The sequence below is a fragment of the Rhizobium sp. NLR8a genome, assembly GCF_019685235.1.
Lineage (GTDB): Bacteria > Pseudomonadota > Alphaproteobacteria > Rhizobiales > Rhizobiaceae > Rhizobium.
Genome location: NZ_JABDWI010000010.1, coordinates 47,855 through 70,352, shown reverse-complemented (window position 1 = coordinate 70,352; position 22,498 = coordinate 47,855). Strand labels below are relative to the sequence as shown.

Below are 22,498 nucleotides of genomic sequence, written 5' to 3'. Positions count from 1 at the left end.
CTACGATTTACTCGTATTTTCATCGAGTGCTGAACGCAATTTCGCCTGCATCCACTGGAGGTGCTGTTCGAATGCATGCGCGCGGAAACTGGCGTTATTGAGGAAGTTCAATGTGAAGTCCGACAAACGCGTAGGGACGTTGTTCGGCAGAGCCTGCCATTCGGCAAGCGCCACAGGAAGATATCCGCGTATTGCCTGACGGTTCAGCCACGGACGGAGGTGCCGTGCGTCCCACGGTTCGGCGCCGATCTGGTGACACATGTCGCCGACGAGTACCGTCCCATTCACGATACGAGCAGCGAGGGGGCGACGTTCCGCCAGCATGGCTTCGGCTGCCTCAAGGCCTTGGTCCAGATTGATCTCGAGCACCTCGATTTCGTTGGCCGAAGCAGTCGGATCCGGCGGAAGCCGCCAATCCTCACCCAACACTTCGGCGGCGCCGCGAAGATAATGATATCCATTGAGCTGCCGCTCTACCTTCTCATAGAGCCTGCGAAGGCCAGCCTTTTCCAACATTTGGAGGACGCGTGGACCAGCCTTGACGAGGGGGTCAAGGACAAAACCGGCTCGGGTGGCGATGATCCTTCGCAAACGTTTCTTCCACCCCTTTCTTCCGGCAAACCGATGGATCTCGAGCAGCCGCTGTATGTCGGGGTGCTTGCGAGCCATCAAGGCATCGGAGCGTCCCTCCTGATGCCTGCGCACCATCTTTCCGGTGAGTGTCATCGTCTGATGTTCGAGATGATAGCCGAGTGCGTCAGGAGCAAAACGAATTGGAACTCCCTTTTTGATCAAACGGAGACCAAATTCGAAGTCTTCTCGTGCACGGGCGAATTGAGGATCGAGCCCGCCCATAGCTTGAAATAGTTCCGCATCCAGCGACAGGTTTCCTGTCAGCACATCGGTAAAAGCGAACCGATGTCCAGGGAGGGACACGCGCTCGAAGTGCCTCGTCCACCATTCGCGGGCGCTGAGGCGGAAGCGGTCCGTCGCAATGTGCGGAAGTGGCGGATAGGGGCCTATCACTACGCCCCCTGGGTGGCGCTGATGTTCACCGACATGCGCCCCAACAAAGTTTTCCCCGGGCTCAATGTCGTCGTCAAGGAAGATCAATAAACGGCCGCTCGCGACCTGCGACCCCGCATTACGGGCGAGTGCCGGACCGACGCCCGGCAACGACAGGGTACGAAGGGGAACGCGGGTACGAAGCGACGCGAGCATTGTCGACGTGTCGTCCTCACAGCCGTCCGCCACAACCAGGATTTCGAATGCGGGGGTCCCATCTCGCTGAGCGTCGAGCTTGCCCAGAAGCGACCTCAGCATGGCGGCACGGTTATGCGTTGGTATGATAACGCTGATGTCAACCATCCTTATGCCCTGCCTTCGCTGCTCGCGCCCGCGCGCGCAGATAACGGACCGGGCCGCTCGCAGCCCCTCTGAACTGGGTTAAGGCGTCGTTGTAAGGCAGGCTGAATTGGTGTGTCTGTCGACGTTGAAAAACTCGCCGAAGAAGCCTGATGTAGGAACGAACCATGCGAGGTAGCGCACGCGGGTTTCCCTCGAACACGAGGGCCTTCGTCAAGATGGCGAACGATGCAGCCTCGTAGCCATACATCTGCTGCTGCAGTTCCTTGCTTGAGCGACGATGGCGGTGCCAGTTCAGAGCCTCGGGATCGTAGATGATCCGATAACCGGCTTCGAGCACACGCCGGAACATGTCCGTGTCGCCACCCGCAAGGCTGAGCGTTCCGGCGTCGAGGGCCTCGTCGAACCATCCTACCGCGTCAACGATGGTTCGGCGCAATGCCATATTGACGCCGGCACCCGCATGCCATCCGGTGAACGGGTCAAGGTTGTGGGCGTCATAGACCTGGCGCCTGAAGCCACGGCAAAAACCGCCAAAATGTTGAAAGGCGATCTGCGAGTCCGTTTCCAGCTCTGCCGCCATGGTGAGGCCGGTTACGGCCAGCACCAGGGGGTCCTCGAAATTGCGAAGCAAGGTTCTAAGCCATAGCGGGTCGGGGACCGCATCGTCGTCGATGAACGCAACGACGTCTGCTCGTGCGTTGCGAAGGGCAGTATTGCGCGCGACGTCGAGACCAGGGCGCGGTTCGCGCAGATATCTCACAGTGTTGAAGCGGCTGACTAAATCTCGCGTGGCGTCGTTCGATGGGGCATTGTCGACGACGAGGATATCGGCCTCATCGGGCATAGCCAATAGCCCGATGAGGCAGCGCTCCAGATCTTCGGTACGATCGCGCGTGCAGATCACGACGGAAGCCTTCGGCAGCTGACTTGGCCTCGGTGACGGGTCAGGGAGGGCCAGCCGATGCCTCAACCAGGCCTCGAACACCGACGAACCGGCCGCAGACAGAATTCGTTCCTTAATTGGCGTCTTGCCGCCTTCGGTGTCGAAGGCGATCACGGCTTGGCCGCACGGACGACCGGCGACCCGGATCAGCACAAGCGCGCCCTGATAGTCACCCGTCGGTTCAAAATCCGGCGGAAGGTCAAGAATGTCGATGTCTCGAACCGCAAGGCGCATCAGGAGTTCGGATCCAATCTGGGCTGACCCAATGAGCCGTGGTCCGGCGAGGCGGCGGGGCGCGACTGCACCTGCTGCCACAGTGTCGGAGGATTCAGCATACCCTTTCTTGGGCCGGGTCCGGTCACGGCGAGCGGATAGACTTCGGCATGATAATCGTAAACCTGCTGCCAATCTGCCGAAAAAAGGCCCACCGTAACGCGATAGTCGCCCGGAGCCAGGTCGATTCGATTGAGTGTTGTTTCGATGCGCACCGTGTCCGAGTCTACGACAGGAGAGAATTCGGCCAACTTGCTGTCGATCTCGAAGCAGCACGTATCGTCCGCAGCGTAGACGCCGATGACGATAATGGCATTGCGATCTCTGGTGGCACCAACATAGGTCAATGAAATTGACAGCCGGTCGCCCGCAGCGATGGTGCTTGTCGGCGTGCTTTGCTCATTCAGCAACGCCACGGCTGTGATCTGGAGTTCACCATTGCCGAACCGGCTGACCTGCGGCACCAGTTCGACGGGCAATTTTGTAACGGCGAACTGTTCGTGCTGGACGCTGGCGACCTTCGCCTCGACAGCCGAGGTATATAGCGGCAGCATTTCGTCGATTGGCCCGTAGCCCACGACGCGGCCGGCTCTCAGGAACAGCACGTGATCGCAGATTTCTCTTATCTGCGAGACGTCGTGTGACACGAAGAAAATAGTGGCGCCGCCATTCAGTATCTCCTTCACCCTTGCAATGCACTTCTGCTGGAAGGCTTGGTCGCCCACGGCGAGGGCCTCATCGATAAGCAAGACGTCCGGGCGCACATGGACTGCCACGGCGAATGCTAGGCGCATGCGCATTCCGGTGCTGTAACTGCGAACCGGGTTCTCAACCGCCGCCTCCAACTCGGCGAAGGCCACAATCTCGTCAAACCGCTCGGCAACCTCGGTTCGCCGCATTCCCGCGATAACGCCCAGCAAGTAGATGTTCTCGCGCCCCGTCAAGTCGTCGGTCAGCCCCGCCCCAATATCGAGCAAGGCGCCAATTCGACCCACCACCTTGATCCGCCCTTCGTCGGGACGACCAACGCCGCCGATCAGACGCAGCAAAGTGGACTTCCCGGCCCCGTTCAGCCCGACAACGCCCACAGCTTGCCCTGGCGTAACCGCAAAGCTGATATGGCGCAGGCCCCAAAAGCTTTTCGACTGCACCATGGACCGCCTGGACAGAAGGTAACCCTTCAAGGTGGTGGAGCGCCCCCCCCCTTGCGCACGATAGCGTTTGCCGACGTCGTGGACGGTGATGGCGCCTTGTCTCATAGTTCGTCCACCAGGCGCGCGCTGCCACGCTCGACCAGCCAAATGCCGGCGAAGAGCATCGGCAAAGAAATCAGCGCAGTCTTCCAATAGATAGCAACGGGAGGCCACGCGTGTTCGACGAAAATGGCGCGGTAGCCCTCGAGAATCCAGGCCATCGGGTTCAAGGTGTGAATTAGCGCCATCGGCTCACTCGCCTTAAGCGGGCTGTAGAACACGGGCGTCAGGTAGAAACCCAGCATCAAAAATACACCTACCAAATGTTGAGTATCGCGGAAATGGACATGCGCGATCGCAACAAGATAGGACAGACCCATCGTGAACAGCGCCTGCGCAATGAAAACGAGTGGAAGTGCCGCGATGCTTAAAGTAAGGCCCCCGGTCTCGATAAACGAGATGATGAAGAGGAGTGGCAGAGCGAGCAGAAGGTGCACTGCCTGTGTGATGACTGCGACAACAGGGAGTATCCCGATCGGAAAGCCTGGCCGGCGCACCAATTCGCTGCTGCCGGTTATGGAAGTCGCCGCTGCGGGTACAGCAGTGCTGAACCAACCCCAGGCCAACACACCGGAAAAGACGAAGGTGGTGTAATGGGGAATATTTAGGGGAAGGACGTGACGAAAGATCAGGGAAAAAATCAGCAGCTGGCTCAATGGCCGCATCAAGGACCAGCCGAGGCCAATTGCAGACCGTTGATATCTCATCTTCAGATCGCGTGCCAGAAGTGCTAACAGCAGATCGTTCCATTGCAGACAGATGTGAATCAACGCCTTCCACCGATCACGACGCCAGTATTGGTCCCCTCGCTTCGCGCGATCCAGCGCATGATCCTTGAGATGCTCAGGCATTTCGGCTCACTTTTGCCATCGGTTAAATACACCTTGCCTCAAAGTAGTAAAGATCATCATACTCGCGAACTGACACGGTAACTCCAGCGTGATCTTTATCGCAGGAAGCAACAATTATGCCCATAGTTTCCATCATTACACCGGCGCATGGAGCGGAAACAACACTTTCCTCGACGTTGGAGAGCCTGATAGCGCAAAGTCATTCTGACTGGGAATGCATCATCATTGATGATGGCTCAACCGATCAGACCGCCGAGATCGCGGACCGTTTCGCAGCTCGGGATACGCGCTTCCGCGTGCTGCGGCAGGAGCAGAGCGGCGTGTCAGCTGCTCGCAATGCGGGGCTGGCAGAGGCGAAAGGCGAGTGGGTCGTCTTTCTCGACTCAGACGACGCGTTGGCACCGTCCCATCTCGAGATCATGCTGCATCACACACGAACTTTGCCGCAGGCCGACATTCTGCATTGTGGTTGGCGCCGCCTGAGACATGGGGCTCCCTGGTGGCAGCCTCACCCCGCGGTGAAAATGGACAATCCGTTTGCCGAAACAGCGCGCTATTGCCCCTTCGCGATTCACGCCGCCTTGCTTCGCCGGTCCCGGCTTGCAGAAATCGGCGGCTTCGATCCAGAGATGAAAATGTGCGAGGACTGGGACCTGTGGCAGCGCCTCGCCCGGACTGGCGCCGAGTTTGCGCCTGTCGAAGGCCTGATGGCTGATGTTAGCGTAACGGCCGGCTCGCTGTCGTCAAACAGGGTCAAACATCTCGATTTTGGTCTTAAGGTGATCCGGCGCGGCCACCATTCCGATCCCCGCGTCACCGATCCGGTGCCGGCGCTCGCCCAGGGAATAACGCAGGCCGCGTTGGGAACAGCGTGCTGGTATCTCGCAATCTGGCTCGTCGGCGCCTCAATAGGCCAAGGCGACAATCCTGGCGAACTGCTCGACCGAGTGGCAGAGCCTATTCCACCTGACGCCGATGTCTACGCGCTCATTGCGGTAATGATAGACGGCATTGTGGTCGGCGCCTTCGCGGACGAGCCGATTTGGCCCGGACTTTGGGCGAAGATCCAGGACAAGCTTCCCGAACTGGAGGCTTGGTTTAATCGGCATGGTCCCCAAGAAGCTTTTGGTTCCCTGTTGGTTCGTTCAATGGAGCGAAAGGTCGCTGACCAACTACCCACCAACGTGCTCACCACGATCGGAACAACAAGGATACAGCCAATTGACTTGGATCGCCCTATCGTCGACCTCATCTTGCCCGGCATTGAGCGGTTGCGCTGTTGCATCTGGCGAGGTCCGACCCCGCTAGGGCAAGTGGAGTTTGTTGTCTTTGGAGCAATCGAAGCCGATACGATACGAAATCGACTCAGGATGGTGTTCGGCCCGGAGTTCGATCAGGATGACCGGCGCGCCTCCTCCGCCAACAGGGCAGCGCCAAGCCACCGCGGAGTAGCTCGACGGGTGCTGAAGCTCATGGCGAAAATATCATATTGGGCCAAAGCTAAGAGAGTCGCGCGTCGGTGGAGCAGAGAGGAGCCGACACCGACACGCGTCGAGTCGATATCGGGCATCGCGCATGCTGGGCGCGTTGAATTCGATCGAATCGTCGAAGAGGAACGTCAGCGGGCGGTTGCAGCCTCGACCCGGATGTTAAAGGAGACGCCGTCGAAAAAAACCGGACCGGTGGGCGATGAGGTGCCAAGGTACGATACGGAAGCGTACTGGGAGGAGCTTTTTTCCCAGGTCGATCCTTGGGACTACCGAAACAACTATGAGACTGTGAAATATTTCCAAACACTGTCATTGTTGGACGATCGGCGCTTTTCAAACGGCCTTGAGCTGGCCTGCGCGGAAGGAACCTTTACACGGATGTTGGCCGCCCGCGTCGACAACCTGCTGGCAACCGACATTTCGGCGTCGGCGGTCGCTCGAGCGGCCTCGCTTCAGGACCATGATTCCACGGTAGCCTATCGCCAGTTGGATCTTTTGCGCGACGACCTGGAAGGGCCTTACGATCTCATCGTCTGCAGTGAAGTTCTGTACTATTTCGAGAACAGAGAAAAGCTCCGGCAGATAGTCGATAAGATTGCGGGCAGTCTTCGCACTGGTGGTTGGTTCGTTACCGCCCACGCCAACCTCCTGGTTGATAGGCCGAATGAGACAGGATTTGGGTGGCCGCATGAATTCGGCGCGATTGGCATAGGTGAGATGTTTGACCAGCATCCGGACTTAACTCTCTCGGTTGAAGCCAAGAGTCCGCTTTATAGAATCCAAAGGTTCGAGAAGGTAGAGCACGGGGGCTTCCTTGAGCCGACACGCGTGGAAGTAAACACGGCGCAGCCTTTGCCTCTTCAGGTCGCCAGCCAAGTGCGCTGGAGAGGCGGGCAGGTTGTGGAAGCGGCCGCCGACTGGAACGATGTCCCGATCTTGATGTATCATCAGGTTTCCGACGACGGCCCGGAACAGCTTTCTCGATACCGCCAGTCTCCGGAGGCTTTTGAATCTCAACTGGCCTTCCTGCGCGACGCCGGATGGCGCGGAATAACATTGGATCGGCTGCTTGCCTGTTTCGACGAAGGTGCCAAACCGCCCGAAAAGACATTAGTTCTAACCTTCGACGACGCTACACGCGATTTTATGACGCATGCCCTTCCGCTGCTGCATCAATACGGCTTCCCATCCTCACTCTTTGTCCCAACCGAGAGGGTCGGCGGCTCTGCAATATGGGATTCGGCCTATGGACCGCCAGCTCCACTGCTAACTTGGGAGGAACTTGCGGCGGTCGCGAACAGCGACGTGACGCTGGGCGCCCACGGTGCCCGGCACGTGCGTTTATCTGCCCTGGCACCGGAGAGCCTGTTGCGAGAGCTTGCTGGCTCCAAAGCTATGCTTGAGAAATGCCTAGGTCGCGAAGTGCTGGCGGTCGCATATCCGTACGGCGACTTCGACCCCGCTATCCGGGACATAGCCGAACAGTGTGGCTACCGGATCGGGCTAAGCTGCGTCGGTGGCACGGTGCGGGCGGATGCAGATAAGCTCGCATTGAAAAGACAGGAGGTTTTTCGCGGGATCACCCAGTCAGAGTTCGCAAATCTGCTATTTGGCTGAGACAAGAACGGAGGGTTCCACCGTCCAACCCGCATCGTACTTTGTTCCTAGAGCAAAGCGATGATTGGCGTTTGGAGAGAAACAAGATTCCCGTTTCAGCCATGATCGGGCCTTTCTTTTGAGGCTCCTCATTGCCTTTGATCCCGTGTCGACCGCAAGCATCTTGGCGGCAATTGGCTTGTCATGTCGCGACATTGTTGCCACAAGTTCGATGAGCGCGCGGTATCGGCCCTGTTCAACCGCCTTCTGGACGAGCCACCGGCCACAGCGGCGTAGGCCGACACGGATTACAAAATCCTTTTCCGGGTGTCTCTTGAGCATTTCCTCCGCGACCAGAATCCAGGACCTTAGCATTCGCGTCAGGTTGGATGACATGTTGTCGGGGGTTTGGCGATAGCCGACAAGATGATCCGGCACCACCACAAAAGATGAGAATTCAGCGGCCAAGCAGTAGAAGAGGAGATCTTCACATCCCTGCGCGTCACGCTGTTGGAGTGAGGCGTCAAATCCTCCCGTCGCGTCAAGAATATTCCGCCGTACGAGTGGCGAGCTTGCATTTCCAATGAAGTTATCCGCAAGTACCTCGTCGAGCACATCTCCCTCGATGGAAACTTCATTGCTGCGGTAAATGATGTAATTCTTGTGGTCAATCATCGCATACCAAGTGTAGACCAGCCCGACTTTAGGACCGCCTCTCTCCAATGCCGCCAATTGTCGCTCAATTTTATCAGGTGACCAAAGGTCATCCGCATCAAGGAATGCCACTAGGTCGGCAGACGTAGAGCGCCAACCCGCATTTCGAGCAGCCGCGACGCCGGAATTTCTTTGCTCTAATACTCGCACGCGCGGATCTATGTCAGCGATTGCTTGCGCAATAGCCAGGGTATGGTCCTTAGAACCGTCGTCCACCACGACGATATCGAGCGCTTGATGTGTTTGATTACGAACGCTGCTGATTGTTTCAGCCAGAGTTCGTTCCGCGTTATAGGCCGGGATTACAACAGCAACAGTTACATCACTTCTTGCCGATTTCTTCAAGCTCTCAACTCCGAAGTCTCCACGATCGCAATTAAGATACACCAAGATGCAGGCTTGAGTGTCAATAGATGGAATAGTGGTTACTCGACAAAGGTATTTCTAGCCAGCAGCTGTTGGTATTCGATAGATTGCCGGTCCCGCTGCGCTTTGGCGCGGGCCGCGCCAATCATGCGCGTTCGCAGGATGCCGAGCTCAAACTCGCCGATGCCGACATTCATGCCCAACAACGAACTTTAGCCCGACAAGGAACCCACACCCGTCGAGATCGATGACGCGCAGGGCTTTGGCCAAAGTGCGGCCGCTCAGAGGAATTGGACCCCCTATCCCGCTGGTCGGCGGATGGTGACGCTTCAGGACGAAGGCCTTGTTCCGGCACCTATCGAAGATCGGCCGGTGCGGCGGAAAGTCCGTTGCGACGCCTCGAAGATGGAGCATCTCCGCCAATCGAGAGAAAACGAAATGCTTCGGAACGCCGGCGCTTCCACTCTATCAGCAAGACCCCTCCTTTTAAGTACAATTGAGAAAACCACAAATATTAGGCACACTGAAAAGGCGATAAATTGTGGGAAAAGCATAATCCACAATAATAATCCGTGACAATATCGAATTTAATGGCAATCATAGCTTCGTACTGCGCAGGCAATCTTGCCCGAGGACCCGTCACCACCCCGGCGGGTCCTCAGCTTTGCTGACCAGAGTCTTTCAGGGTTAGCTTGAAGCATTCCGCCGGGCCAGGTTTTCGTCAGGGCAAAGGCGATTGGCGACGGGCATACCCCTGGTAGGTGCGAGCCGATCGCCTTCGGCTGGAGATGCCGGACTGATCGCCGGCCGACTCCGTTTGAGCCAACGGCGATGGTTCCGGGGTCGGACAAGACGAAATCAGCGACAACACAAGCAAGGACCGAAGCTCCGGTGCAATGACGGGGCAGTTACGCAGGTGATATTATTGTCGATCAAAGATCATCCTGCTGTGGGTTATATTTGGTCACCACATCTTATACATATCATCAGCAAAATCTCATTCATCTTTCGGTAGAAATATAAATGCAACTTTTGTCTGAAATGAATGTTTTCATGGTTTGATATAATTTGATTTGTATTATGCTCTCCTTGGGGCTTATTAATTTCTGACCGGTAGATAACCGATATGAATTCTTGTTAGAAAACATAAAACCGCTCCGGTTATTTTGCCCATCGCCGTGTCGGCTGCGCAGCAACCAAATAATACTTTTGAAGGGGCACAACGACCGGCGACCCGGCAGTCTTCGGATCGACCGGCACCGAAGACGTGGCGGCGCAATTCGATATCAAAGAATGATGATCTTGAGGCGAATGACGCTTTGAAACAGCGGTGAATCAAGGAATTATCGCCGTTCATCACGCCACCGACCAGATGGCATGAAGCAGCTTTCGACTGGTCATGACAATTCGCGTGATGAGCCGAGACCCTCGGTACGACAAGCCGCAGCCTAAGAGACGTCCACCCTTGTTCAAGCGCCCCCGCATGGAACGATGGCTCCGGAGCACCCAACGCCTCGCCGCAGGCAACAAGCCCCGAATGTCCGCTCACGACCAAACCTGTGTCGAAATGGTCGCACCTCGTCATCGAATTAACCGTTCATAAAGCATTTACTTGCTCAACTTGTAATTTGTGTCATGGTCACTGCAAGTAGTGAGGAGCCGATCTGATGAGTGATATGGCATCGCAGATTCCGGAATTTGGTTATGATGAACGCGTGATGATCTGCCGGAAACAGATTGAGAAGGCGGTTTATCAGTTCATTGCAAACACGAAGGTCGAGGGGTGCGATCCGGCGGAAGTCGCAATGGCTATCGCCGACATTGCCGACGATTACATTTTACTGCTGGCACAGAAGCGCAATTTGACCCATTGAAATCAGGGATCGGCCAGGCCGGCCGGCGCCAGACGCCCCTGAAACGAGCATCGCCGCCGTCTCCTTGCCCGGAGACAACGTCAAAGAAACCGCTTACCATTCATTTGAACCTATCTTTCTGCCGGGCATCGAACAAATTCTGACCAAGCGGCAATCATCCGACAGCCCACGAGGCGCCGGGCCTCTCCGAAGCTAATAATTCAGATGGATTGCCGATACACTGGGCCTGCAGAGCAGCTGGCATTTCAGCCGGCAGCACCCGTCTCTTGAAACGATCGAGACCCTGCTGTTCGCGACCATCACCGGTACACGGGCGCCCATGACCTCGGAGCCCACGCTATTTTTCACGGTTTATCCAAAGTTCTGAAGCAGCAAGGCACCGACCGGCACATCGCCGGGAACCGCAATCGATTTTCGGAAAGCGCGATGCCTGGATCAGGGTGTTAAAAGCGTCCTTTGTGCGTCCGATAGGACGCACGGGGCTCTAATGACTTTTTATGCTCACGAGGGGAACCGGAGAGCTCAATTCGGCCAACTCTCTGGTCAGCCCCTCCCCGACTTCCTGCTTCACCGCCTCAAGAGCAAGGTCGAGGCAATTCGCCGCGAATTGCAGTTTGACATCCTGAGCAACCTGGCGTGCATAGGCGATCATCCGTGCCAGTGCGACCAGTTCGTCCAGACCGTCTTTCGCCCCTAAATCTCCATCTATTTTAACAGTCGATGTCACGCCCATGCCCATTTCTCCAACGAATGGAAGGGATGATACGCGGGCTGACGTGGTCGGGCCCGTGAAAAAAGCGTGACACAACTCTCGGTGACGGTCGTCGGCTTCACTTCACAATACAGGCCGTGTGGAGAACGAGGTTTCGCGCAGTTTCCAGGACAAATCGGCATGCACGCGAATATCGGCAGTCGACTGCACCACCTCTAGCAATTCCAGTGCATCGACGCGCTTTTGATCAACGGAATGCGACACGAGGGCAGTCAGAAGCTGCGGGCGATCCGGCTCAGCTACGCCAGCGCATTGCTCGACGATTGCCCGCCACGTCCGTCTCTTGAAGAATATTGCGCTCGCGGCGTCCTCGATGACTTGGCGCCGCGGATCTGGGAGCAACTCATTCCTTTCCATGGCATCGAGCGTGGCGCTGACATTTACGAGCGGTATCGTCAGCGGCTTGCCGCCCAGTGCGCTCGGCGCATGCACGAGCGCGACGGCGGCATCATCGACCAGCCGACCCGTCCGGTAGTCTTCGAAAATGCGGCCGATCCCGATCATCCCGAATGAATGACATTCCGCAGCGCGCAGCGCGCCCATGCTTGCCGCCCCAAAGACCGTCACGCCAAGCGAAAGAGCACGGAGAATTTCCTTGTGCCAGACCGGCGCGGCGTATTCGAAACCGCCATCGATCAGGCCGATGACATTGGCACCCTGTTCCACCACAGCCAGAACATCGCCCTGCGTGGCGGGCGGCAGGACGCGTATCCCCTCGCCGGCAAGTGAGGCTGCGTCGGGAAGACTGGGACCCGCGAAAATGACCTTCAAAAACCTATCGCTCTAGCGAGCGCCCTTGTTCCAAACTGGCGAGCACGCGGCCCCTCCGGATTTTCGAGTTCGGGGATAACGACCTTGACGACGCCAAAGGGAAGCGTGTTGTCGCTCAGGCGTACGGCAATGACCGAACTGATCCCCTTGTTTCGCAATGTCTCCAACACATGCTGCAGCAAATGCGTCAGATCCCGTTGTTCCGGCGTTCGGTGGCGGAAAGGACCGGCAGCCGGCGAGACCGGAACTGCGTCGAAGGCTCGCCGCATCAGCGGCGGCAAGGATCTCGAGAACGTGGCGGGAGAAATATCGTCCCTGGCTCCGCTGATATAAGTAAGTCTGGATTGCGCGGCTTCCGTTACCGCCCGGATGGCCGCGCGCACGGGAGACGGATGGGCTCCCGTACCACCGGTCACCTCGACAAGGCGAATGTCGCTGCCGCCGCGGCAATCCCGCTGGCCTGGAGCGGAATCGCCGGGACCCAGAATGGCGGTGAAGCAGGGAATGGCGATGTCGCTTGTGATATCGAAGAGCCTGAGCGCCAATCCTGGTTTTTCGATCTTGTCGATCAACCCGGTCAGTGCATCGTCCCGGAAGCCGCGGGGGTCGACGCAGCCGGCATAACGATCCCTTTCCGCGCCAACCTGCCACAGCACATGCGCATCCCGCTCGATCCGTTCGAGCACCCCGTGGAAAACGGCCTCCTCGATATTGTTTCCCGATGCCAGGCCGTCAGATGACATCCAGTATCGCGCATCACGCGTGCGGTCGAGCAGCACTGCTTCAAAAGGGATATAAATCGTTTCGCCGGTGAGGATGTTGATGCCGGCCACCCATTCCGTCTCCTCGTCCGGCCCGAGATCGGGTTTATGCATGGCGATCAGGCAGTTCAGCGTATCGATCTTGTGCCCCATCGCCTGCAGACCGAACGAGGTGCTGCGGACAAGATCGACGAAAGGTTCGCCGGCAACTGCCCGTTCAATGGCCTCCATGACAGTGGACACCTTGGCATCGAGATCGGTCAGGCCCTTTCCTTGAGCAATCACGATTGATCGCGAATTCGGAGTATAGGCGCACCAGACGGGAATTCCGACGTCATCAAGCCCGGTATGTCGCGCAACCCTCGTTATGCCGAACCGAGCCAAAAAAGGCTCGACGCGGGAAAGGGTTTCCCGCGGCGATAGGATCCTGTCGGAATACATGGACCGGTCCGTCAGAATGCCGGCTCAGCCGTCGACGTGACCGGAAAGCGCGACCTGCGCCGACGAAACGGCGACGGCTAAATCGACGCCCTTCACGAATATGCCGCCGGCTTTGCGCAGGCTGCTCGCAGTCGCCAATTCCCCCGTCGGATTGAGCGGCTTGACGGTGCCTGCGTCGAGATCGGCTAGCCAAAGACCTTCCTCGCCCGGTATTCCTATAATGACAGCTTTCGCCATGGTATGCCCCTCAGCTATTGTTAAAAACCAGCCTTCAACAGGCCCTCCCGATATAGCTCTTTTTGCCAGTGCTCCTTGAAGGGAACGATGGCGAGCCACTTCTCGACGTCGAACACCGGGTTGATGCTTTCGGCGCGCTGCCGATGGAAGAGTGCCCGTTTTCGATCGCCGATCATTGCGCAACTGGCCGCGGCGATACGATGGGCCGGTGCTTTGTCTTTCATCGCCTCGACATAGGCGATGGCCTCCTCATACTGTTCCAGGAAGAAACTTGCTCCCGCGGCACACCAGAGATAGGCGTCAGGTGCGATCGGATTGAGCGAAATTGCCTTTCTGATCTTGGCGAGCGCGTCGCCGGGGCGGGATGCATGCACGAGCGTGTCGGCATGACTGTAGATGACATCGGCAAAATGCGGACTGAGCTCTTCCGCCAGATTAAGGGCTGCGACGCTGGCATCCACATCACCCAGATAAAGTCTGGTGACCCCGAGCTCACGATGGCCCGCCGCCGATTCCGGATCTCGCTCGATTGCGCGAAGCGCATGCTGCTCCGCCAGGTGCAGCAGTTCATCGTTTCCCTGCGCCGTCACGAGCCACTCGCTGGTGAACGTTCTTGCCAGCCCCGTAAATGACGGGGAGAAATCCGACCTATGCGACAGCGACAGCCTGAATGCCTTCCTTGCCCGCCGGATATGCGGCAGCGTCAGCTTGCTCATCAGGCTCGAGCCGACGAGATAGGCGTGATAAGCCTCAGGATTGGCTTCGAAACGTAGCCGTTCCTCCTCGTTTTCAGCCAGCTCACGCGCCACCGACTCGGTCAATTGCTGGGCGATAACCCGCCTTTGACGCGGCAATATATCGGGGGTCATCTTAAAGCGATTGGCCCAGACGATCTCATCCGTGGGGAAATAGATCAACTGGGCGAACAATCCCTCTTCGGAAAGTCGGGTATCGAGAAGATAGGCGATCGAGTGCCTGGCGACCACCGCGGCTTTTTCGGAGTCGCGGCGGATCTGTCCGGCCGTGTGCGGAGCGACAATGGAAATATGCCGAAGCGCACAGAGTTCGATTGTGACGTCTTCGATCAGGGCGTTGGCAAGGGCAAGTCCGGCATCGGCGTGCTTCGCCGTCGGGGGAAGCAACACCAGACGGGGAAGGATCCGCGGGATCGGCGATATGCGTTCGATATCGGTCGACTGGCTGCCGGACTCGGGACGCTTCACCTCCACCCTTGCATGACCGCCGCCATCCGGCAATCTCTCGCCGAACGATGAGCCGCCGGATAGCCGATGCAGCAATGCCCTGACCTGCTCGTCATTTGGATCCCGCTCGAGGATTTGCAGGGCGGCGCTGGAAATGATGCGCGCCGCACCCGGCTTTTGCACATCGGGCACCGCCTCCAGCAATGCTTGCCGCAACTGCAGCGCATGGGCGTCACGCTGCGCCCTGATCCAAGCATCTATCTGCTTTGTCGCCGGCTTGATATTTCCGATGAAACCGCGCTGGGTCGATTCGGCGATCGCCTGTAGTCGATCCAGCGGCGGGCCGCTGGCCCGAAAGACATCCAGATCGCTGGAAACCGCCTGCTTGTTGAGGCACACCATCGTGGCACTGAAATCGAAAGCTATTTCGGTGCGTCCGCCGTCCACCTCGCGGATGCGGGACAGCATTTTGCGCAAGTTGAGCCGCGCCAACTCGGGCTCGACGTCGCTCCATAGAAATTGGGCCAGTTCATAACGGCTGAGTTCATGGCTCCCACCCGCATAGATATGGGCCATCATCAACAGACCTTTGATCGGATAGCGAACCGGCTCGCCATCCGATTCAGTCAGCCGCAGATCGCCGAATGTCTGCAGATGAAGCACGGCCCGTCCTCAGTTGTGTATAAAAGGATCCTGCAGGTCGCTGTCGACGTCAGGCAATCCCGTCATCGCCAGAGTTTTGGCCAAGGCCACCAGCTTCTGCCTGATGTTGGGATCCTCGATGGCGATGAACGCTTTATTGAGCGCGAGCCCTTCCTTCGAGGATAAAAACTTGTTCAATTCGCTCGTCTCGCCTTCGATCGGCCCGGAACCACCGTTCTCGAAGAAGAAGCCGACCGGCACGCGAAGGATCTCGGAAATGCGCTGAAGGCGGCTGGCGCCGATCCGGTTCGTTCCTTTTTCGTATTTTTGAATCTGTTGGAAGGTGATGCCAAGAAGTTCGGCCAAACCATGCTGGGTCATCCCGAGCGTCTTTCGCCGAACTCTCACGCGGTTGCCAACATAGACATCGATGGAATTCGGCGATTTGGCCTTCATCTGCTTAAGTCTCCCGCTTCATCAGTACGCGCGCTGTATAATGGAGAGTTTAAGCAAGAATGCAACTAAAAGTAAATATTTCGTAACGTTTTTTTTCAGCACAGCATGCAGTAGAAACCAACCCTGAACTACTGCGGCGAACGACACGATGTCGCGCCGACTGGCTAAAGCGGCTTGTCGGCGACGGCGATCATTGATTTGGCGAAGGCAGGAATTCTTCCAACATATTCGAAACGGACGTTATCGAAGCCGGTCTCCAGCAACAGTGTGCGCAACGTGTTTTTCGACCAGAACTTGATATGCCCATGATCCTTCAACGGCATGAAGTGATCGTCCATTTTTCCCGTCGCAGCCAGTGCAAGATTCTTCAGATAGCCGTGATAGGGCGTCGATATCACCGCGATGCCGCCCGGCTTGACGAGATCAAACATCGTCGAGGTGAAGCTCTTCGGATCGTAGACATGCTCGACGACCTCCAGGCTGATAACGGCACTGAAACTGCCATAATCCCGGGACAGGTCGTCATAGGCCGAGCCAACGCTCAGCGCCAGCCCGGGATGACGGATATTGGCCTTTCCGATCCCGTCGCTGGAGGGATCGACGCCGACGACATCATATCCTGCTTTCGCAAGAGCCGCGGCGGCCCCGCCGGTGCCGCATCCGAGATCGAAGACGTCATTTTCCGCAGACCCGTCGAAATGATCCCCCAGTACATCGAAGATTTTGGGCAATATGTAGGAGTGTGCGGTTGTCGGTTTGGCGTGAATATAGGTGGTTGCGTCTAGCTCGATGGACATGGTCTCTCCTTTCTGCTGTTGCGCGCAAACCCTATCGATTAATACGTCGAAAATTTGATCGATTTCACCTAAATTCGTCAGCATATAAATATATGTTCTGCAAAACCTGGAATTCGTTGGATAATTTTAAATGCTTTGCGCGAAAAAATTGCGGAAATCAAGCTAATTTACCCGATAAAGATAGGAAATATCCAAATATTACCGACCGTTAGTTGAAATAAACATGTCAATTCAACAATCTTTTCAAAAAACTCGAATTTATTTCAATCCAGTTCCGAGAATGCCCGTTTATGCGATCACAGAAGCGGCAAGATCAGCGGCTACCTCTCGCGGAATTGCCGAACGCTGTGGTGGAATTCTCGGCTGGAATGCTGTTGAAGCGCTTTCGGCGAACCTGTCGCGCTTTTCATGAGGGCGCGGATGAAAGAGCGCGCTCGGTTGCAGACACGAAGCCAAAGATATTTAACCGGATCATGTATACTCCAGACAGACCAACGAAACCCTTCTCGCGTGCCGGAGAAGACAAGCTTGCCCGATAATTCGTCGCCCGCATATGCGAAACAGCCGGCAGGAAAACCGCGGATTCCCGTGATCTTCTGGTTGTTGCTGACGATTTCCCTCTCGCTGGTCATCGGAACGGTGCTTCTGTCCAACGACATGAAACATTTAAAGGCGGTTGGGCATTATTTCGGCTTCGACCTTTCCCCCCCTGAGGTTAAGCCGTCACCGCCCAAAACCCTTCCCCGACCGGCGCCGCCGGCAGTCTACAAGCTTCCCCTGCATGCCACCGAAGCGCCCATGGCACAGACCGCGTCGGCCTTTCTGCGCACATGGCGCATATCCGGGCCTGCAATGTGCGCGGCGCTGCGCCAAGCTGGCGTTCAGACCAGCGAATGGGCGGCGGCCAGCTTCAACGCCGGCACGTTCGAGTGCTTTTACGAGCACAGCGCCAAGCGCGAAAAGGATCAGCTCGCGAATTCAATCTTCGTCATTGTTCGTGGCGATGCCGCCGGCACGATCAGCAGTATGCGCGTGAAGGTCGTCAATCCCGGAACGGATCAGAACGGCCAGCTCGATCCGGCTATCCTGCGCATTTTCGAAACCATGCTGCGTCAACCGCAATGGCTCGATTTTCATGAGACCCTGAATGCGATAAAAAACCTGAAGGATGTCAAGGAAGACGGCTTCGGAGCCAACATCGCCTTCACCCACGAAGTGCTCAATCCGGAGCGCTACAATTTTACCCTCTCGCTGGATGCAACGTCGGGCCCCCAAAGAAGGGCGAGGAATTACTTTTCCGGCAGAACATGGCTTCCTGCGCCGGAGCCCACAATTGCGGCCAACCGCATGCAGCCGCAACTTCCCCGTCAAGAGCCGCCGGCAGAAAATCGCAATTAGAGCCGCGTGCGGCGCACTTCAGACGATGCGACTTGCATCACCGTGATATCTGGACAGGATCCTGTAAAGCTCCATCAAGCTGACTGAACCTGGCCGTTCGGCCCCTTCACCGCCGGCCAGACGCCAGAGACGCTCCACATTGAGGTCCTGAGTAGCCTGCGCAAGTTCGTCGTTGAGCGAGCGGATGACGCGTGCCGATCGACGCAATCGCAACGAGGTTCTGACGAGCGCGCCGAACAGGAGGAGAATGATGCCGACTACCCCGAGAGCAAACGTCGCGAACTGCCGATCATCAAGAAGGGATACGCCGCTGCGAACAGGCGCCATAAAAAAAGCGGCATTTTGAAATGCCATACAAAAATAGCTCATCAGGTAATTAAACCAATCTTTCATAGCGAGCTTCCTCCCGCAGCGGTTTGATATCTTGGATCATGCAGAAGAATCTGGAAATTACCGTCGTTATCCACATCGCTGAAAAGACATCGAAAGTTGTACCGATATCCTAATTAAGATCGACGGCGATGGATCGCAGTCCGCAAGCTTGACCCGTTGATTCCGCCGCAGACGTTAAACACAGCCAACAGTGAGAGAAAGAGTGAATAGAAGACGTTTCCTCGCCTCCATTCCGCTCGCCCTGTTATATGCGCGCGAGGGTCAGGCTTTGGCGCAGGTGCCGCCGTCCGCGGGGCTGCGCGCCCTTGCCGACAGAAAATCGTTTCGATTCGGTTCGGCGATCGATCCGGAGGATGTCGGCAATCCGATTGCGTCTCAGATATACATCGACAACGTCAATTCGATAACGCCGCGAAATGCGCTGAAGTGGAATGCAACGGAAAGGCGGCCAGGCGTCTTTTCCTTCGGGCCCGCCGATCAAATCGTTGCGTTTGCACGCAAAAACAACATGAGGGTTTATGGACACACGCTCGTCTGGTATCGCACGCCCGACTGGGTGTCCGCCATCACCGACGCTGAGACCATTCGGGAGGCGATGAACCGTCATATAAAACAGGTTGTCGCTCGCTATAAGCGGTCGATCGATGCGTGGGATGTGGTGAACGAACCTTTGGAATATGATGCGCCGGATCTGCGGGACTGTATTTTCCGACGCCTTCTTGGCGACGACTATATCCGCATGAGCTTCGACATGGCACACGAGGCCAATCCCGACGCGGTGCTGGTTCTCAACGAGACGCACCTGGAGAAAAAATCCGGCGTGTTCGAACAGAAGCGTGCACGCATCCTGAAGATTGTCGAGGATCTCGTCGCCAGAAAGACGCCGATCGGCGCCGTCGGGCTGCAATCGCATTTCCGCCCCGGTCTCGATCGGATTGATCCGGAGGGAATGGGCCGATTCTGTGCAACGCTGAAGGGTATGGGTGTCGGGGTTTTTATCACCGAACTCGATGCGTCCTGCCACTTCCTCAGCCGGGAGACGAGCTCCACGCCGGTCTCCTATGCCGAGATTTTCGGTGACGTGATCACCATCGCAGCCGAGCGTGGTGACTTGAAAGGCGCCACCGTTTGGGGCATGTCGGAGAAATATGGCGGGCTTGACGAGAAGGACACCAAACCCGGCGCCACATGCACGAAGCGCGTTAATCTTTACGACGAAAACAACGATCCGAGAAGTTCGATTGACGGCATCAAGCGGGCAATAGAGGCAATGTGATCGCCAAGACAGTGGAGACGCGAACAGATTCATGAGAAAAGCCGTTATTTACGTGGAAAAATTTCTGCCTGCCAGCCAGGCATTTGTTCTCAACCAGGCAGTGGCGTTTCGCTCCTTCGAAGCTGAAATTCTTGCCGGTTCGCGAATCTCTTCCGCCCATACGAAAAAATCCACTGTCCCGGTTCATGACATCCGCCGGTCTCCGGTCGCGCGGGCCGGTGAGCTGCTTCTGAAAATCCCGCAGATCGGGCTGCCCTTCCTGTTTCCCGCGATCAGCCAAGCCGATCTTGTCCATGCCCATTTCGGCAAGAACGGCTATGTCATCGGCCCCCTGGCGCGGGCCGCCGGCAAGCCACTGGTCACGACATTTCACGGCTTCGACGCCACCTATCGCGGCGATCCTAAGAAACCGGGCGGCTTCAATCAGGTGCGTTTCTTCGCCAAGGGCCGGAGCGAGATGGCAGGCTGGAACAGCTGGAACATAGCCGTTTCCGATTTCATCCGAGAGCGGCTGCTGGCGCTCGGCTTCCGCGCCGACCGCGTCTTTCGCCATCACATCGGCATCGATCTCGATCTCTTCAAAATGGAGCCGCGTCCCCGAAAAAAGGGATTGGTGGTTTCCATCGCCCGTTTCGTCGACTATAAGGGCCACCGCTTCATGATCGACGCGCTTTCACGCGTGGCGGCCGCCGGTACCCCGGTTGAATTCGTCATGGTCGGCCAGGGACCATTGAAGGAGGAAATCGAGGCCTTGGCGCGCCGTTCCTTGCCAAGCGTCACGATCCATGAAAATCTGTCTCAGACTGAGATAAGGGATCTGCTCGCCAGTGCGGAACTCTATCTTCATGGCAGCGTGACGCTCGACAATGGTCATGCGGAAGCCTTCGGCCTCGCCAATCTGGAAGCCGAAGCCGTCGGTACTCCGGTGGTCGCATTCCGCTCGGGGGGCGTGGGCGAAGCGATCGAAGAGGGGAAAACTGGTTATCTCGTGGAGGAGCGGGATGTCGCGGGCATGGCGGAAGCGGTCGGAAGGCTGCTCAACGATCAGGCCCTGTGGACAGCCTTCAGCGCGCGGGCACCGCTTCTGGTGGCCGAGCGCTTCGACATATGTCGTCAAACGGGGATGCTAGAGGACTACTACAGTTCCGTTCTAGACGAATTTTCCAGCCGGGGTCGGACTTGATGGTGCAGACAGGAAAGAAGCCGAAATGGGGACTGAACGTATTTCGGCCGCTGCGGAACGGGATCGTTAAGGCCAAGTGGCTCTATTACACGAAATTCTGGGGTATGGACATCGATCCGACTGCCAGCTTTTCACTCAGCGTGCGCTTCGACAAGACCAATCCGAAGGGACTGCACATCGGCGCCGAAACCTACGTCGCCTTTGAAGCCGCCATCCTGACCCACGACCTCACGCGCGGGCTTTACCTTCACACGAGGATCGGCAAACGCTGCTTCATCGGCGCCCGCAGCATCATCCTGCCCGGCGTCGAGATCGGCGACGAATGCGTCATCGGCTCCGGCTCGGTGGTGACCAAGAGCGTGCCGCCGCGCTCGCTCGTGGCCGGCAACCCGGCCAAGATAATCCGCAGCGACATCAAGATCATTTCGCGTTACGGACGCATGGCCCGCGAGGACGAAACGGTCACGCAGATCGTGACGCACTTGCCGACTGGAGAAGCACGATGAAGATGTTTGCCTATCGCGGGAAACACGAGAATTTCGGCGACGAACTGAACCATTGGCTCTGGGAACGTCTGCTGCCCGGCTTCTTCAATGACGATGAGAGCCGGCTCTTTCTCGGCATCGGTTCGATCCTCTACGACAATTTCGACCCGAACATACAGAAGATCGTCTTCGGCTCGGGCTATGGCGGCTACACCAACGCGCCGAAGGTCGACGGCACCTGGACCTTCTACTTCGTGCGCGGAAAGAAGACTGCCGAGGCCCTCGGCATCGATCCGAGCTACGCCATCGGCGATTCGGGCATCCTCACGCGCAGTTGCTGGGATGCAAAGAGCGTTGAGAAGCGCTACCCCGTCTCCTTTATGCCGCACTACGAAAGCGCCATGTACGGCAGCTGGGACAAGGTCTGTGAGCTCGCCGGCATCCATTACATCGATCCCCGCTGGTCGGTGGAAAAGGTTCTGACCGAAATCAGCGCATCGCATAAGGTCGTCTCCGAGGCGATGCATGGCTGCATCATATCGGATGCGCTGCGCGTTCCGTGGCGGGCGATCCGGCCGATCGCACCAAGCAATCGCGCCAAGTGGTATGATTGGGCGAGTGCGCTCGATCTGGAGATCGATTTCGATCCCATCGGCCCTTCCAACCTCGTCGAGGCAGGCGCATCTTTGGTGCGGAAGAACACATATCTGTTGAAGAACATCACGTTCCGTCACCGCCGCATCCGGCAGTTGACCGGCAACTATGTGTTCGGCTCGACCGTCAAGACGCTGCAGCGGGTGGCTGAGAAGCCCGGACAGCTCAGCTCCGACGAGGCTATCGGAAGAGCGCACGAGAAAATGCTGGTCGAGCTGGATCGGCTGAAGCAGGATTTTTCCAACGGCCAGCGCCCTTTGATGTCGCAGACCCCGTGACGAGGCAATAAGGCATGAAGCTTT

The 22,498-nt window shown here is 57.2% G+C and carries 22 protein-coding genes; 8 read left to right on the top strand and 14 right to left on the bottom strand.

Annotated elements, in window-relative coordinates; all coding sequences use genetic code 11:
- The 4 genes from HJC04_RS19935 to HJC04_RS19920 form a co-directional block, all read right to left on the bottom strand.
- Positions 1–1,368: a glycosyltransferase family 2 protein gene (locus HJC04_RS19935; RefSeq protein WP_221146917.1), complete on the bottom strand. Its 1,368-nt coding sequence runs from the start codon at positions 1,366–1,368 to the stop codon at positions 1–3.
- Positions 1,361–2,545, bottom strand: a complete 1,185-nt coding sequence (locus HJC04_RS19930; RefSeq protein ID WP_221146916.1) for a glycosyltransferase family 2 protein — start codon at positions 2,543–2,545, stop codon at positions 1,361–1,363. Before HJC04_RS19930 ends, HJC04_RS19935 begins: the two co-directional genes overlap by 8 nt.
- Positions 2,545–3,738: an ABC transporter ATP-binding protein gene (locus HJC04_RS19925; RefSeq protein WP_259668905.1), complete on the bottom strand. Its 1,194-nt coding sequence runs from the start codon at positions 3,736–3,738 to the stop codon at positions 2,545–2,547. The genes HJC04_RS19930 and HJC04_RS19925 overlap by 1 nt, the downstream gene beginning before the upstream one ends.
- Positions 3,739–3,839: 101 nt before the next feature.
- Positions 3,840–4,688, bottom strand: coding sequence for an ABC transporter permease (locus HJC04_RS19920; RefSeq protein WP_210630277.1), 849 nt, complete (start codon positions 4,686–4,688; stop codon positions 3,840–3,842).
- 116 nt (positions 4,689–4,804) lie between these two features.
- Between HJC04_RS19920 and HJC04_RS19915 the strand changes: the two genes are divergently transcribed.
- Entirely contained in the window at positions 4,805–7,795 is a 2,991-nt protein-coding gene (locus HJC04_RS19915; protein WP_221146914.1) for a trifunctional glycosyltransferase/class I SAM-dependent methyltransferase/polysaccharide deacetylase, read from the top strand.
- Here HJC04_RS19915 and HJC04_RS19910 read toward each other — a convergent pair.
- Both HJC04_RS19910 and HJC04_RS19905 read right to left on the bottom strand, forming a co-directional pair.
- A complete protein-coding gene (locus tag HJC04_RS19910) occupies positions 7,784–8,833 on the bottom strand; it encodes a glycosyltransferase family 2 protein (RefSeq protein ID WP_221146913.1) in 1,050 nt (349 codons plus the stop codon). The two genes, HJC04_RS19915 and HJC04_RS19910, sit on opposite strands and share 12 nt — an antisense overlap.
- A gap of 80 nt (positions 8,834–8,913) precedes the next feature.
- Positions 8,914–9,057: a hypothetical protein gene (locus tag HJC04_RS19905; protein ID WP_210630272.1), complete on the bottom strand. Its 144-nt coding sequence runs from the start codon at positions 9,055–9,057 to the stop codon at positions 8,914–8,916.
- Between the two features lie 1,464 nt (positions 9,058–10,521).
- Between HJC04_RS19905 and HJC04_RS19900 the strand changes: the two genes are divergently transcribed.
- Positions 10,522–10,728 carry a hypothetical protein gene (locus tag HJC04_RS19900; protein WP_004676311.1) on the top strand — a complete coding sequence of 69 codons (207 nt, stop codon included), beginning with the start codon at positions 10,522–10,524 and terminating at the stop codon, positions 10,726–10,728.
- A gap of 484 nt (positions 10,729–11,212) precedes the next feature.
- Here HJC04_RS19900 and HJC04_RS19895 read toward each other — a convergent pair whose 3' ends face one another.
- The 7 genes from HJC04_RS19895 to HJC04_RS19865 all read right to left on the bottom strand — a co-directional run bounded on the left by HJC04_RS19895 (position 11,213) and on the right by HJC04_RS19865 (position 16,807).
- Positions 11,213–11,461 carry a hypothetical protein gene (locus tag HJC04_RS19895; protein ID WP_210630270.1) on the bottom strand — a complete coding sequence of 83 codons (249 nt, stop codon included), beginning with the start codon at positions 11,459–11,461 and terminating at the stop codon, positions 11,213–11,215.
- Between the two features lie 102 nt (positions 11,462–11,563).
- On the bottom strand, positions 11,564–12,271 hold the full coding sequence (locus HJC04_RS19890) for a TfuA-like protein (protein ID WP_221146912.1): 708 nt from the start codon (positions 12,269–12,271) through the stop codon (positions 11,564–11,566).
- Positions 12,268–13,473 (bottom strand): YcaO-like family protein, encoded by a 1,206-nt coding sequence (locus HJC04_RS19885; RefSeq protein ID WP_221146911.1) that lies wholly within the window; start codon positions 13,471–13,473, stop codon positions 12,268–12,270. The genes HJC04_RS19890 and HJC04_RS19885 overlap by 4 nt, the downstream gene beginning before the upstream one ends.
- 24 nt (positions 13,474–13,497) lie before the next feature.
- Positions 13,498–13,710 (bottom strand): hypothetical protein, encoded by a 213-nt coding sequence (locus HJC04_RS19880; RefSeq protein WP_085779099.1) that lies wholly within the window; start codon positions 13,708–13,710, stop codon positions 13,498–13,500.
- A 20-nt stretch (positions 13,711–13,730) separates the two neighbouring features.
- Entirely contained in the window at positions 13,731–15,575 is a 1,845-nt protein-coding gene (locus HJC04_RS19875) for a peptide antibiotic resistance protein (RefSeq protein WP_221146910.1), read from the bottom strand.
- Positions 15,576–15,584: 9 nt separating this feature from the next.
- Positions 15,585–16,010 (bottom strand): helix-turn-helix domain-containing protein, encoded by a 426-nt coding sequence (locus HJC04_RS19870; RefSeq protein WP_210630264.1) that lies wholly within the window; start codon positions 16,008–16,010, stop codon positions 15,585–15,587.
- Positions 16,011–16,174: 164 nt separating this feature from the next.
- Complete coding sequence (locus HJC04_RS19865; RefSeq protein ID WP_184453866.1) at positions 16,175–16,807, bottom strand: bifunctional 2-polyprenyl-6-hydroxyphenol methylase/3-demethylubiquinol 3-O-methyltransferase UbiG; 633 nt, start codon at positions 16,805–16,807, stop codon at positions 16,175–16,177.
- Between the two features lie 223 nt (positions 16,808–17,030).
- Here HJC04_RS19865 and HJC04_RS19860 point away from each other — a divergent pair, with 223 nt between their 5' ends.
- Positions 17,031–17,219, top strand: a complete 189-nt coding sequence (locus HJC04_RS19860) for a hypothetical protein (RefSeq protein WP_210630262.1) — start codon at positions 17,031–17,033, stop codon at positions 17,217–17,219.
- A gap of 116 nt (positions 17,220–17,335) precedes the next feature.
- Complete coding sequence (locus HJC04_RS19855) at positions 17,336–18,205, top strand: DUF6030 family protein (protein WP_247241711.1); 870 nt, start codon at positions 17,336–17,338, stop codon at positions 18,203–18,205.
- 18 nt (positions 18,206–18,223) lie between these two features.
- Here the strand turns inward: HJC04_RS19855 and HJC04_RS19850 are convergent, their stop codons facing one another.
- A complete protein-coding gene (locus HJC04_RS19850; RefSeq protein ID WP_210630258.1) occupies positions 18,224–18,598 on the bottom strand; it encodes a hypothetical protein in 375 nt (124 codons plus the stop codon).
- Positions 18,599–18,800: 202 nt separating this feature from the next.
- Here HJC04_RS19850 and HJC04_RS19845 point away from each other — a divergent pair, with 202 nt between their 5' ends.
- The 4 genes from HJC04_RS19845 to pssM are packed head-to-tail and all read left to right on the top strand — an operon-like array spanning position 18,801 to position 22,474.
- Positions 18,801–19,874, top strand: a complete 1,074-nt coding sequence (locus HJC04_RS19845) for an endo-1,4-beta-xylanase (RefSeq protein ID WP_221146909.1) — start codon at positions 18,801–18,803, stop codon at positions 19,872–19,874.
- A gap of 31 nt (positions 19,875–19,905) precedes the next feature.
- The gene (locus HJC04_RS19840) at positions 19,906–21,057 is read left to right on the top strand and encodes a glycosyltransferase (protein WP_210630255.1); all 1,152 of its coding nucleotides are present in this window, start codon (positions 19,906–19,908) and stop codon (positions 21,055–21,057) included.
- Positions 21,057–21,563, top strand: coding sequence for a DapH/DapD/GlmU-related protein (locus HJC04_RS19835; protein ID WP_064804382.1), 507 nt, complete (start codon positions 21,057–21,059; stop codon positions 21,561–21,563). The genes HJC04_RS19840 and HJC04_RS19835 overlap by 1 nt, the downstream gene beginning before the upstream one ends.
- Positions 21,560–22,474: an exopolysaccharide glucosyl ketal-pyruvate-transferase gene (gene pssM / locus HJC04_RS19830; protein ID WP_221146908.1), complete on the top strand. Its 915-nt coding sequence runs from the start codon at positions 21,560–21,562 to the stop codon at positions 22,472–22,474. Before HJC04_RS19835 ends, pssM begins: the two co-directional genes overlap by 4 nt.
- Positions 22,475–22,498: the final 24 nt, after the last annotated feature.

What these genes read in the sequence shown, in the direction of transcription:
- HJC04_RS19935 (WP_221146917.1), bottom strand. Translation starts at nt 1,368, where the DNA reads ATGGTTGACATCAGCGTTATCATACCAACGCATAACCGTGCCGCCATG.
- HJC04_RS19930 (WP_221146916.1), bottom strand. Translation starts at nt 2,545, where the DNA reads ATGCGCCTTGCGGTTCGAGACATCGACATTCTTGACCTTCCGCCGGAT.
- HJC04_RS19925 (WP_259668905.1), bottom strand. Translation starts at nt 3,738, where the DNA reads ATGGTGCAGTCGAAAAGCTTTTGGGGCCTGCGCCATATCAGCTTTGCG.
- HJC04_RS19920 (WP_210630277.1), bottom strand. Translation starts at nt 4,688, where the DNA reads ATGCCTGAGCATCTCAAGGATCATGCGCTGGATCGCGCGAAGCGAGGG.
- HJC04_RS19915 (WP_221146914.1), top strand. Translation starts at nt 4,805, where the DNA reads ATGCCCATAGTTTCCATCATTACACCGGCGCATGGAGCGGAAACAACA.
- HJC04_RS19900 (WP_004676311.1), top strand. Translation starts at nt 10,522, where the DNA reads ATGAGTGATATGGCATCGCAGATTCCGGAATTTGGTTATGATGAACGC.
- HJC04_RS19895 (WP_210630270.1), bottom strand. Translation starts at nt 11,461, where the DNA reads ATGGGCGTGACATCGACTGTTAAAATAGATGGAGATTTAGGGGCGAAA.
- HJC04_RS19885 (WP_221146911.1), bottom strand. Translation starts at nt 13,473, where the DNA reads ATGTATTCCGACAGGATCCTATCGCCGCGGGAAACCCTTTCCCGCGTC.
- HJC04_RS19880 (WP_085779099.1), bottom strand. Translation starts at nt 13,710, where the DNA reads ATGGCGAAAGCTGTCATTATAGGAATACCGGGCGAGGAAGGTCTTTGG.
- HJC04_RS19870 (WP_210630264.1), bottom strand. Translation starts at nt 16,010, where the DNA reads ATGAAGGCCAAATCGCCGAATTCCATCGATGTCTATGTTGGCAACCGC.
- HJC04_RS19865 (WP_184453866.1), bottom strand. Translation starts at nt 16,807, where the DNA reads ATGTCCATCGAGCTAGACGCAACCACCTATATTCACGCCAAACCGACA.
- HJC04_RS19860 (WP_210630262.1), top strand. Translation starts at nt 17,031, where the DNA reads ATGTCAATTCAACAATCTTTTCAAAAAACTCGAATTTATTTCAATCCA.
- HJC04_RS19850 (WP_210630258.1), bottom strand. Translation starts at nt 18,598, where the DNA reads ATGAAAGATTGGTTTAATTACCTGATGAGCTATTTTTGTATGGCATTT.
- HJC04_RS19840 (WP_210630255.1), top strand. Translation starts at nt 19,906, where the DNA reads ATGAGAAAAGCCGTTATTTACGTGGAAAAATTTCTGCCTGCCAGCCAG.
- HJC04_RS19835 (WP_064804382.1), top strand. Translation starts at nt 21,057, where the DNA reads ATGGTGCAGACAGGAAAGAAGCCGAAATGGGGACTGAACGTATTTCGG.
- pssM (WP_221146908.1), top strand. Translation starts at nt 21,560, where the DNA reads ATGAAGATGTTTGCCTATCGCGGGAAACACGAGAATTTCGGCGACGAA.